The sequence below is a fragment of the Rossellomorea sp. H136 genome, from assembly GCF_056838065.1.
On the sequence record NZ_CM166371.1, the window covers coordinates 4,833,219 to 4,845,829 of the forward strand.

Genomic DNA, 12,611 nt, shown 5'->3' on the forward strand with positions numbered 1-12,611 from the left:
TGTTATTTTTTTGCGAAAGATACCTCCCTCAGCTCAACGTTAAGGAAGGTATCTCTTTCTTATTCTTCAATTGTCAATGAATTCAAATCCACCTCATACAATTTATCATCATTCTCCCGGGGGATCCCGCGTCCATCTGTGTTATTCGATACAAAGTAAAGGGTGTCACCTTCCACAAGCACGTCCCGAATACGACCAAAGTCCGTCAGCAAGTCTGATACTTTCCCGGTTTCAGGGTTAAATCGCTTTACACTTTGACCGGCGAGAGAGGCAAATACTAAATCTTCTTTCCAAAAGTCCGCTCCTGACGGGGCCCATGATGGTTCTCCGGAGTGAGTGAGAGGCGAAATCAAGGAACCCTCTTTTTCATCCCCAGTAATCTTTGGCCATCCATAATTGTTGCCCGCTTCGATACGATTCACTTCATCATATCCGTTAGGTCCGTGCTCTGTTTCATAAAGCTCTCCAGCTTTGTTCCATGCCAGCCCCTGAGGATTGCGATGGCCGTAGCTGTATACGTAAGAATCCTGAAATGGATTGTCGTCTGGTATTCCACCATCCAAATTCATCCGAAGAATTTTCCCACCAAGAAAGGAGAGGTCCTGAGCCTTATCCTGTTGAGTCGCATCCCCTGCCGTAATGTAAAGCTTGTTATCCGGACCGATTTCCAACCGTCCACCATGATGGTATTGACCGCTTGGGATACGGTCCAGCAATACTTTTTCCTCACTCCATTGATTTTCCGTTCGCTTCAATACTACGACACGGTTGTACGGGTCCCCTGAGTCATCATACGTATAGTAGACATATGCCTGCTGATTTGTTTTAAAATCCGGATGAAGCACAAATCCCAGCAACCCCGCTTCTGGCCGTTTAGATAATGGCTTTGAAAGATTGGTTTTCACAACGGTTTTCTTGCCATCCTTTATTTCAATGATATCCCCTGTCCTTTGGGAGATGTAGAATACATTATCAAGCTTTTGAATCGACCAGGGAATGGAGAGATTCTGTGCGATCACGCTGCTTTCGACTCTCGGTTTACTGACGGATTCGCTTTCTTCCTGTTGTTCATCTGGCTGTCCCATTGAGCAGGCACTAAGTAGCAAGCTAAGACCAATGACGAATAAGAACGAACGACTTCTGATTCGGTTTCCCATTTTTTCAAGCTCCCTTATTCACTTTTTTTACCAGTATGGACAACAGAAGACGTTCTCATGAGTTTGCCGTCTGTTGAAGTACTTCCTGAATCGCTTTTGCGACACCGTCTTCACGGTTTGTTGCCGTGACGAATGGACAGAACTCTTTTACCTGATCCAGGGCATTCCCCATGGCCACTGGTCTTCCCACAACTTTCATCATGGATAGGTCGTTAAGGTTATCACCCATTGCCATGGCATGTTGCGCTGAAAGCCCTTTGTCGTTCAGTAGCTTCTGCAGAGCGACTCCTTTTTGTGCCTCAAGGCTATTCACTTCAATGTTTTCTTTACCCGACGAGCTAATGGCAATACCTGTTATTTCATTTAATTTTTCATTAGCTTCTGTTAATTGCTTTTCATCAAAAGAGAAAACAAGAAACTTGTAAACAAGTTGGGAAGCGTCCTCGAATAAAACCCCGTAATCTTCAACTAATTTGATATGACCTTTATCAAATCGTTCTTTGGCTGCTTGCCTCACCTGCTCTTCTGATACTTCAGGGTTGGCTGTCGTGAAAATATCGACGATCAACTCGACGCCCATCTCATAATTTTCAGTGTATGTTCCCTGATCTGTGTAGATTTCAAAGTAAATACCGGTTTCGTTTAAGACAGCGGCAATTTTTTTCGCTTGTGCTGATTCAATGCCTGCCTGATAGACTATTTCACCCTTTTTATTTCGAACCTCTGCTCCATTGGCACAAACGATATCACATGAGATACCGGCCTCCTGTATGACATAGCGAGCTTCTTCATATGATCTTCCTGTGGCAACTACGACTTCTATTCCTTGCTGTTGCGCATCCAGGATAGCTTGTTTGTTGGCTTCGCTGATTTCCTGTTTTTCATTCAATAAAGTACCGTCCATATCTGTTGCGATACATGTAATCATAAGTAGACACCTTCCTAACGTTGAATGTTATTAATTTAGCCATTGTATCATGAAATATTTATCCTCTTGTACTTATGTCACTTACTCTTAACAAAATTCATACACACACTCTTATTTTCAGTTAATTCATAAAAATGAAAGGGTTTTCAATAATCATTATAGAAGAATAGAAAGTGTAGGTATTTAATAAGGGGGATTAAAAGATGAAAGCACTTATTTCATTCTCTAATAAGATCATGCAACGCTATCTGCCAGATCCATTTTTATTTGTTATCATCTTAACTTTGGCCGTATTTGGATTTGGTCTTATCTTCACTGAAAGTTCAAGCCTCGAAATGGTTCAGTATTGGGGTAACGGATTCTGGAGCCTGCTTGCCTTTTCCATGCAGATGGTCCTTGTGCTTGTTACGGGGTATGTACTGGCAAGCAGTCCATTGTTTAAACGGTTTCTTGGTTTTCTTGCCTCATTTGCGAAATCACCTGGTTCCGCGATTGTCATTGTTACTGTCGTTTCGATGATTGCCAGCTGGATCAACTGGGGCTTCGGGCTTGTAATCGGGGCATTATTTGCGAAAGAGTTGGCAAAGCGGGTGAAAGGGGTCGATTACCGGTTGCTGATTGCCAGTGCTTATTCCGGATTTGTTGTCTGGCATGCAGGGTTCTCTGGTTCCATTCCGTTATCGATTGCAACAGCCGATCATCCATTCCAAGATATGATCGGTGTCATCTCGACAAGTGAGACGATCTTCGCTACGTTCAATGTCCTGATTGTGTTAGCTCTATTTATTGTTCTTCCGGTCATTAACAGGATGCTGATGCCGTCAAAAGAAGAAACTGTAACCGTAGATCCTGAAATCTTTAATGAAACAGCCGCCACTCTTGAAAAAGAGGCATTAACACCTGCTGAGCGCCTGGAAAACAGTATGATTCTATCAATTATTGTTGCCGTTCTCGGGATTGCTTTCCTATTTTCATATTTTGTTCAAAACGGTTTCTCCCTCAATTTAGATATCGTCAACTTTTTATTCTTATTCCTGGGCATTCTCTTTCACGGGACGCCAAAGCGCTTTCTTGCGGCTGTACAGGAAGCGATCAAAGGCGCTAGCGGGATTGTCATTCAATTCCCTTTCTACGCAGGAATCATGGGAATGATGACTGCATCTGGTCTTGCTGTCGTCATGTCCGAGGCTTTTGTATCGATTTCAAATGATGTGACCTTTTACTTCTTCGCCTTCCTCAGCGCCGGGATTGTGAACTTCTTTGTTCCTTCCGGGGGAGGACAGTGGGCCGTCCAAGCTCCTATTATGCTTGATGCCGCTCAAACACTGGATGCTTCTGTGGCTAAGACCGCTATGGCTGTTGCTTGGGGAGACGCCTGGACAAATCTGATCCAGCCGTTCTGGGCATTGCCTGCTTTAGCGATCGCAGGGTTAAAGGCGAAGGATATTATGGGTTACTGCGTAATTATCCTTGTCATTAGTGGAGTCGTCATTTCCCTTGGATTACTATTCTTATAAAAAACTAAAAGTGCCTCAGAGTGTCTCGACTTTGCCTGAGAATCACCAGGGCACTATTGTCTTATGAAAATAAAAATAGGCTGACCTTCATTTGGAGATCAGCCGTTATGTATGGCGTTTCATTGTTTTTATTTTAGGTCCTATCGAGCAACTTCTCTTCTTTCCAGCTCTCCTTCTAACATCTCAATAAATTCTTCTTCCAATCCTTCTTCCTGTGCTAATTGATAGACATTAGCCAATTGCTCTTCCGTAAGTATCGTTAACGATGTCATCGATTACAACTCCTGACTTACCAAGGTATGAATTTCTTAATACCCTCTTTCATACTACTTAAACCTCATTATAGAAATAGCTAATAATCTTTTTTAGGTAATAATCCCCCGTAACTTCAGACTTTTTCACTTAAAATGTGAGAAATAAAAATGTTTTTCATCTTATAATTGAAATTTTTAAAAATTTTAGTAAAATAGAGAGGTACCGAAAGATAGCGCTTTCTTTTTTGTATACATTCATTTACTAGATCGATCATTCAATATTTTATGTTTCACTTTCACACCGTTTGGGAAAAACAGCTAGGTAATGCATAATCCCCCTTGTGGGAACTTCTTATGGACAAATTTATATGTATGCATTAGAATGAATAATGTTTCATTTTCCGTTATAACTACATCTGAGGTGAATTTATGAATCGACAACATCGCTTTACATTAACAAGTCATTTACGATTTATCATTCCTTCCCTATTGGGAATTTTTCTTTTTATGGTTCCGATTCCACAGGAAGACGGGATCACGATACCAATCGCCATTCTTTCAGGACTATTACAGGACTGGATTGGAAGCTATGTACCTACGATTATGACAGGATTAATCATCCTTACCGTATTAGGGACTTTTATCACTAAGTTCGTACGCCCGGCTTTCATTGAAAAATCTCCGTTTTTCACAAGCCTGTTCGATGTAAGACCTGTTTGGGTTTTTGTCAGAGTACTAGGTGCTGTGTTTGCAATCATGACTCTATTTAAATTAGGGCCTGAATGGATCTGGTCAGACGCAACGGGTGGACTTCTATTAAACCCGGATGGACTTCTCACTATTCTATTCTCTGTATTTTTATTTGCCGGACTTTTTCTACCTTTATTATTAAATTTCGGTCTACTTGAATTATTCGGTGCTCTCTTAACGAAAGTGATGCGTCCCGTATTCGGTTTACCCGGGCGTTCTTCCATCGATTGTTTAGCTTCCTGGTTAGGAGACGGAACGATCGGGGTGCTACTGACAAGTAAGCAATATGAAGAAGGATACTATACGAAGAAGGAAGCAGCGATCATTGGTACGACATTCTCTGTTGTATCCATTACCTTCAGTCTAGTCGTCATTTCTGAGGTTGGTCTTGGAAAATACTTCATTCCTTTCTATATAACTGTAGCAATTTCAGGAATTATTGCCGCAATCGTGCTGCCACGAATCCCGCCATTATCCCGTAAGCCTGACACTTACTATAATGATCAAGAAGGCAAGAACACGATGGAAGTCATTCCAGAAGGCTATAGCCGCGTAGGTTATGGATATGAACAAGCCCTTGTTCAGGCTAAGAATAACAATAGTACTTCTAAGTTTTTTACTGATGGAATGAAAAATGTGTTGGATATGTGGATGGGGGTTGCGCCCATCGTTATGGCAATCGGTACTACAGCACTGATCGTAGCGGAGAATACAAAGTTCTTCGAATACATCGGTATGCCGCTAATTCCCTTACTGGAGCTTCTTCAAATTCCAGAGGCAGCAGAAGCGTCTCAATCGATCCTTGTCGGTTTTGCCGATATGTTCCTTCCAGCCATCTTTGGATCTGGAATTGAAAGTGAGCTGACACGCTTTGTGATTGCTTGTTTATCTGTAACACAATTGATCTACATGTCTGAAGTCGGGGGACTGCTACTAGGTTCTAAGATCCCGGTTGATTTCAAAGACTTAGTGATCATCTTCTTACAACGTACATTCTTGACTTTACTTGTGATTGTTGCAATTGCTCATATGATTTTTTGATGAAGTAAAACCCAGGTTCGGAATGGAGTGACACAGTCAAATAAGACTAAATAAAGCACCTAAGCTGCCATGACTCTAAATTCTACCGGAGTCTGGCAGTTTAATTTTGTAAAAGGACGACAATAATTATAATAATACATGTACGATTCTATTTTCTTTCGTACTGTATGGTTGGTTAGTTTCCCTCGATCCAGAGGGCTGAATTCTTCTGACTTTAAAGAGGAGTGGAAGGATTCGATGACGGCATTATCAAAGCAGTTTCCTCGTCGGGACATGCTTGTGATAATGCCTCTTTTTTTTGCGTCTTCCTGAAAATCATACGATGTATATTGAGACCCTTGATCACTGTGAAGGATGCATCCAGATACATCACGACCTTCACACGCTCTCTTTAACGTATCTAGCACTAGAGCTTTATCTTGTTTATCACTAATGGTGTAAGCAAGAATTTCGTTATTATACAAGTCCATAATCGTTGATAAATATAACATTTTCTCACCATAAGGAAGATAGGTAATATCTGTAACCCATTTTTCACTTGGCTTAGATGCATGGAATTCTCTGTTTAAGTAATTCGGCACCACGATTTTACTTTCCCCAGCTATATAGTTTTGTCTTTTCCGTTTAACACGGCACTGAATATTAAATTTCTGCATAATTCGTTGTACAGTGTTCCGATTGACTTTGAGTTTGTGCTCTTTACGCAAGAGATCACGAACCATCCGGTGCCCGATGCGAAATTTCAAATCCCCGCAAATATCAATGATTTTCTTCTCTAATTCTGATGGGCCCCATGACTTTCCCCGCCAACGATAATAAGTAGCCTTTGCCACTCCAAAGCATTCACAAAGGGCAATAACGGTATATTTATGTTTAAACATCTCTACGGTCTGTACGAATACTTCTGGGACCACTTCCTTTCGATTTCCCTGTACTTTCCCAACAATTCCTCACGCATTTCATAATAAGCAACTTTCTTTCGTAACTGGGCTAGTTCACTTTCATCATTAGGACCTTTCCCATAAGAATATTGTTTACCAAGAGGTTGAGCAAAACGATGGGCCTCACCATTCTTGAACCATTTCACCCAGGTCTTAATCTGAGATCGATTCTTAATCCCGAACATCTCCATTAACTCTTGATTTGAATGTTTACCTTCTAATTTTAAACGGACAACTTCTTTCTTAACTTCTTCTGGATAGGACATTTTATTACCCATAGAAAAAACACCTCCAAATGTAAATGAATTATTTACTACTTGAAGGTGTTTTATTCAGTCTCATATTATTAGGTCTCTCTAGAATTCGAACCTGGGTTTTTATCTTTTCATAAACTTTTTTCTGAAGGAAGTAGTGGTTGATGAGATTCTTCAAGAAGACTATGCAACTTCCTCGCCATTTGAGCATATCACCTGCTTACATAATTCAAGGCTGCATCGCAATGAGGCAGCCTTGGATTTCATTTATGTTTCACCGGTAAGGTTACTTCTACTTTTGTTCCCTTGTTCACTTCTGATTCAATGTGTATAGACCCTTTATGGTCTTCAATGATCTTTTGACTGATGGTCAGCCCGAGTCCCATCCCTTTTTCTTTCAAAGTAAAGAATGGCTCACCGAGTCTCTTTAAACGTTCAGGTGGAATTCCCACCCCTTGATCTTGAATCGAGATGATGATCGTTTCGTTCAGAACATTCCAGTTGACACTGATTTCTCCTTCATCCATGGATTCGATTGCATTTTTTATAATATTTATAAAGACCTGTACACATTGATTCTTATCTCCAAATACGTGAATGGAGGACGATGGTACTTGAACATTTAATGTGATCCCTTTGAGGATTGCTTCATGCTCCATTATCTTGATCACATAGTTTAACACTTCATTCATATCAAAGACCTGGTATTCCCTCATTTGAGGTTTTGATAAAATGAGTAACTCTCCTACAATTTGGTTGATTCGATCCATCTCGGAGGACATAACCTGAAGATAATTTTCGGATACATGCTCATTCTCTTCAAGCAGTTGAATGAAACCCTTGATGCTCGTAAGGGGATTCCGGATCTCATGGGCGATTCCCGCAGCAAGCTCCCCGACCACAGATAATTTCTCTTTTCTTAATAGCATTTCTTCAGCTATTTTCTGCTGAGAAATATCCCTGCCGATGATGACTAATCCCTTTCTTGTCTGATTCGAATGAAATAACGGAACTTTTATGACATCAAAGGTCTTGTATTCACCGTTCGGAAGGTAGAATCCTTCTTCACATCTCGTTACCTTTTCGGCTTTCCACGATTGTTCATCCGAGTCAACACAATAGTGGAAGGCGTCTTTAAAAAAGGGAACCAGATCTCCTAATTCACTATCAGTCTTCCCTACATAATCAATTCGTTCAAGGTTATACAGTTTTCTGCCAAATTGATTGACCTTTAACCAGCGGCCCTGTCCATCCTTAAAGCACACAAAATCAGGCAGGGAGTGGAGAAGGGTAGAAAGCTGATTTTCTTCTTCCAGCAATTTTCGATGCTCTGCCAGGAACGTTTTCCCTTCTTTTGATAATTGGGCCAGGACTACTACCCCTACAATGGTTATTAGAAGGGCAGCGATTACGTTCCATGGCTTATCAATGGAGAGTAAAACGATGAACTGTAAGACAAATAGAGCCATGAGGATCATTATTTTGTTGTAAAAGGTATGTTTTTTCATATGATTCATTTTCTCCATCATCTAAGTCACCCGTCCCACTCATACTTTTATTCGTTAAAATAAGTTAAATATATATGGACCGATTGAAGTAATATAAAACAATATATATATTCCCATGAAGTAAAAGGCACCTGCAAATGATCCCCAATCAGGGTCCCGTCCTATTTTCCAAATCACCCAAGTGATCACACTAATCAACAATAATAGTGCGTAGCCGCTTCCCGGAAACACCAAATACTCCGGTGCCACTTGGTAAAAATATGCGTTCATTGCATTGCTTGTATAGCTGATCGGCATAAGCATAAAAATGATGATCGATGCATATTCAGCCCAGCTGATCCCATCTTTTTCAAACGCGTTTGGTCTGAATATATACAATAAGATTAATAGAAAGAGTGATGGAAGCACCCAGTAAAAGGATGTCAATACCGTCACCAAGCTGCTGAACATCATGAGAACGCCGTTGTTAAGTGCCTCTTTCACTGATCTTTTCGACCAGTTTGTACTTTCTGAAACGACTTGATCGTTCTGAGATGCCCCGTATAGTTCATATGTACCACCATCATAATTAAACCAAACCAGTGCTTCGTCTGTTAATTGCACGGGTGAATATGTGACATGCTTGGTCGTACTAAGAGGAGAACCCTCCAGAATCCCCTGATTTTGAAAAGGAGCCGCATACAGGCTCATCGCACTGTTATCACCAATACGCTGTCCTTCTGAAGTGAACACCACGGATTCTTTCCCATCAACGTTTACAAACTGTACCCCACCGGCACTCGCCAACTTTTCGCCGGTATCTTTATTGACGAATTCAATCTTACTCCCGGATAAGATCGACGACCCCATTTCCTGTAATGGAACCTGCACCTTGTATGTACTGTAGGAAAGCGTGCCTTGTGTGCGTGATTTCTCATTGTATAGTAAGGTGAGCCGCTCATCTGTTACTTTAAACGTTAAACCTTCCACCTTTTTATTCGGTGCTGTATTTACTAGTAAAAAAGGCTTCTCACTTACTTCACGGTTTTCATTCATATAGTAGACGAAATCATGAGTATCATCTTGTTTAACCTGAATGATGGCACTTCCATTGTCTACTGCGTGAATCTCGGAAATTTCAGACGGAAAAGTATAGACCTCCCTGGAAGAACCTTCTTGCACATTATATTCATATAGTTGTTCGTTACTCCAATAATAGATATGGTTTGCGCTCGCTCCGAGACCCGTAATCTCTTTCGAAAGGATTTGATCCTCATTGTCCCGGGTCGAAACTAAGCCACCATCTTTATAGTAGATGAATTCGTTGCCATCGGTCCAAAATGGATAGCCCCTAGTAATAGTGGTATCAATGACTCTTTCATCTGCTACTTTCATTTCATCATTGATTGTAAAAGCATGAATCTTCCCTTTACTTGAAATGTAAAGTTCCCCATTGTTTTGAAACACCTGTGGTCTCTCTTTTGCTGTGTAGTCTAATGGGAGTGAACGACTCCAGTTTGGCTGAGGTAATTCCTTCACTAACAACAGCTGGTGAAAGAACAAGGCAGCGATGAATAGAAGCATGATTCCTATAGGTATCCCAAATACTTTCAATTTTCCTCTCATCTGAATCCCCCTTATGTAAAATCCTTAGACTTCTGAATTTTAGCATAATTTATATAGGTTATCACCATTTTTTCCCACAAAAAGGGGCTTGGTTTCATTTATTCATTCTGTTTCAGTATAACATTTCCCTTTCAATTTACTATCAATTATTGTCATATTTTGTCGTATTTTAGAATTTAAATGAATACACGGACCGTTCCTTTCCGCTCCAGGTACAAGATTCCCCGGGGAGGAAGTCGAGCCTCCTCGGGCTTTGCCCTGCGGGGTCTCGACCTTTCCTCTATTTCCCGCAGGAGTCAAGTACCTTCCGCTACAATCCACTCTGTGCTTTTACATTATGACTGGCTAATGATAGACAAACAAAAAATGACCCCAAAGAAACTATTGCTTCTCAGGGATCATTCTGTTTACTTCGTTTTTAATTTTTCTAACATATCAGCGGTCATTTTGGCTAGGTCGTACTCTGCTTTGAAGCCCCATTCGTTCATGGCTGCGCTGGAATCTATGGCGTTCGGCCAGCTTTCGGCAATGGTTTGACGAACTGGATCTACGCTATAATCCAGCGTAAAGTCCGGTTGGTGAACGCGGATCGCTTTTGCAATATCCTCAGGTGCTACGCTCATGGCAGATACATTGAAGGAATTACGGTGCTCAAGCTTTGAACCGTCCGCTTCCATAAGGTCGATGATCGCATTAAGTGCATCAGGCATATACATCATATCCATATTGGTTCCTTCACCGATGTATGAAGTATACTGGTTATTCTTGATTGCTTCATAATAAATTTCAACTGCATAATCAGTCGTCCCGCCACCTGGTAGGGTTTCATATGAAATCAGACCTGGAAAACGCAGTCCTCTTGTATCCACCCCAAATTTAGTGAAGTAATAATCAGATAGAAGTTCTCCTGACACTTTGTTTACCCCATACATGGTGGTAGGGCGCATGATGGTATCTTGTGGAGTTGAATCCTTTGGCGTTGATGGACCGAAAGCTCCAATTGAACTAGGTGTGAAGAACTGACAATCCAATTCTCTTGCTGCTTCCAGGGCATTTACCAGTCCGCCCATATTTAAATTCCAGGCAAGAAGCGGTTTTGCTTCCGCTGTTGCAGATAATAGAGCCGCCAGGTGAATAATGGTATCCACCTTATTCGTTTTGGCAATATCAAACATTTTCTCGGCATCGGTCACGTCTAATTGCTCAAAAGGGCCGTCCGTTACGACCGGGCTGTCTGTTTCCCGGATATCTGTCGCAATGACATTATCAGAACCGTACACAGTACGAAGTTTATTGGTGAGCTCAGAACCGATTTGTCCCAAGGCACCCGTTACTAAAATCTTTTTCATCGTCTTTCCTCCTGCATTTCCCTATGGTGATAGAATGATTTTATTATTCATACAGATAGGGCTGACTTTTTTCAGCCAGACCCTATCACGTTATTTTTAAAGGGGGATTAGATAATTCCCATTTCCTTACCGACTTTTTCATATGCTTTAATCGCTTGATCGAGCATTTCCTTCGTATGTGCTGCTGAAGGCATGTTTCTCACACGGCCGGTTCCTCTTGGTACTGTTGGGAACACGATGGATTTGGCATATACACCCTCTTCATATAGGCGTTTACTGAAGTCCTGGGTTGCCTGCTCTTCACCGATGATAACCGGAGTGATAGGTGTCTCACTGTTTCCGATGTCAAAGCCAAGCTTCGTCAACTCTTCTTTCAGATAACGACTGTTTTCCCACATATTATCTTGCAGCTCTGTAGAGTTCATGATCAGGTCAAGTGCTTCTGTACAAGCCGTTACATCTGCCGGAGTCAAGGATGTAGAGAATAGGAATGGACGTGAGCGGACCTTTAACCAGTCGATCAGGTTCTGAGTTCCTGCCACATATCCACCTACTACACCGATTGCTTTCGATAACGTACCCATTTGGAAGTCCACTTTGTCTGAAAGGCCGAAGTGTTTAACTGTACCTGCACCTTTTCCAAGGACACCCGAACCGTGAGCGTCATCTACATACGTCATGATATCAAATTCCTCAGCAATTTCAACGATTTCAGGAAGTTTACATACATCTCCATCCATTGAAAATACTCCGTCGGTGATGATCATGATTTTGTTGTATTGACCTGACTCCTTTGCTTCTTTTGCTTTCGCACGAAGATCTTCCATGTCTGAGTGACCAAAACGGATAATCTTAGCTTTCGAAAGACGACAGCCATCAATAATCGATGCATGGTTCAATTCATCAGAAAGGATGGCGTCGTTCTTGTCCATAACCGCCGAAATCGCAGCCATATTACAGTTGAATCCTGACTGATAAGCAATGGCAGCTTCCGTTCCTTTAAACTTCGCCAGCTTCTCTTCAAGCTTCACATGAAGATCAAGGGTACCATTGATTGTACGGACGGCCCCAGCCCCTACACCATATTCTTTCACCGCTTCAATCGCTACTTTTTTTAAGCGTTCATCCGTTGCGAGTCCAAGATAATTGTTAGAAGAAAGGTTCACAAGTTTTTTATCATTGATCGTAATCACCGGACCGTTTGCACCTTGTAATGGGTCGATCTCATTATATAAACCACGTGATTTTAGGTCTTCAAGATTTTCCTGTAAAAAATGATCTAATGTTTTACTAGTCATATACGTATC

10 protein-coding genes are annotated in these 12,611 nt (G+C 41.4%); 2 read left to right on the forward strand and 8 right to left on the reverse strand.

What is annotated here, in order from left to right; all coding sequences use genetic code 11:
- Positions 1–59: 59 nt before the first annotated feature.
- Positions 60–1,157: a PQQ-dependent sugar dehydrogenase gene (locus ACYH0O_RS24210; protein WP_482630648.1), complete on the reverse strand. Its 1,098-nt coding sequence runs from the start codon at positions 1,155–1,157 to the stop codon at positions 60–62.
- A gap of 55 nt (positions 1,158–1,212) precedes the next feature.
- Positions 1,213–2,085 carry a Cof-type HAD-IIB family hydrolase gene (locus tag ACYH0O_RS24215; protein WP_149154863.1) on the reverse strand — a complete coding sequence of 291 codons (873 nt, stop codon included), beginning with the start codon at positions 2,083–2,085 and terminating at the stop codon, positions 1,213–1,215.
- Between the two features lie 203 nt (positions 2,086–2,288).
- Here ACYH0O_RS24215 and ACYH0O_RS24220 point away from each other — a divergent pair, with 203 nt between their 5' ends.
- The gene (locus ACYH0O_RS24220; protein WP_482630649.1) at positions 2,289–3,602 is read left to right on the forward strand and encodes a short-chain fatty acid transporter; all 1,314 of its coding nucleotides are present in this window, start codon (positions 2,289–2,291) and stop codon (positions 3,600–3,602) included.
- A 140-nt stretch (positions 3,603–3,742) separates the two neighbouring features.
- Here the strand turns inward: ACYH0O_RS24220 and sda are convergent, their stop codons facing one another.
- Complete coding sequence (gene sda, locus ACYH0O_RS24225; RefSeq protein ID WP_149154865.1) at positions 3,743–3,874, reverse strand: sporulation histidine kinase inhibitor Sda; 132 nt, start codon at positions 3,872–3,874, stop codon at positions 3,743–3,745.
- Between the two features lie 411 nt (positions 3,875–4,285).
- Here sda and ACYH0O_RS24230 point away from each other — a divergent pair, with 411 nt between their 5' ends.
- Entirely contained in the window at positions 4,286–5,647 is a 1,362-nt protein-coding gene (locus ACYH0O_RS24230; RefSeq protein WP_482630650.1) for a YjiH family protein, read from the forward strand.
- A gap of 59 nt (positions 5,648–5,706) precedes the next feature.
- On the opposite strand, the gene ACYH0O_RS24235 is transcribed toward ACYH0O_RS24230, so the two are convergent.
- From ACYH0O_RS24235 to ACYH0O_RS24255, 5 genes are all read right to left on the reverse strand, one after another.
- Positions 5,707–6,866, reverse strand: a protein-coding gene (locus ACYH0O_RS24235; RefSeq protein WP_482629156.1) for an IS3 family transposase whose coding sequence is annotated in 2 segments (ribosomal slippage) — positions 5,707–6,587 and positions 6,587–6,866 — 1,161 coding nt in all. Because the reading frame shifts where the segments join, the coding sequence is not laid out codon by codon here.
- 239 nt (positions 6,867–7,105) lie between these two features.
- Positions 7,106–8,371 carry an ATP-binding protein gene (locus ACYH0O_RS24240; RefSeq protein WP_482630651.1) on the reverse strand — a complete coding sequence of 422 codons (1,266 nt, stop codon included), beginning with the start codon at positions 8,369–8,371 and terminating at the stop codon, positions 7,106–7,108.
- 33 nt (positions 8,372–8,404) lie between these two features.
- Positions 8,405–9,955, reverse strand: coding sequence for a hypothetical protein (locus tag ACYH0O_RS24245; protein ID WP_482630652.1), 1,551 nt, complete (start codon positions 9,953–9,955; stop codon positions 8,405–8,407).
- Positions 9,956–10,362: 407 nt separating this feature from the next.
- Entirely contained in the window at positions 10,363–11,304 is a 942-nt protein-coding gene (locus tag ACYH0O_RS24250) for an L-threonine 3-dehydrogenase (RefSeq protein ID WP_482630653.1), read from the reverse strand.
- Positions 11,305–11,411: 107 nt separating this feature from the next.
- Positions 11,412–12,602, reverse strand: coding sequence for a glycine C-acetyltransferase (locus tag ACYH0O_RS24255; RefSeq protein WP_426909966.1), 1,191 nt, complete (start codon positions 12,600–12,602; stop codon positions 11,412–11,414).
- Positions 12,603–12,611: the final 9 nt, after the last annotated feature.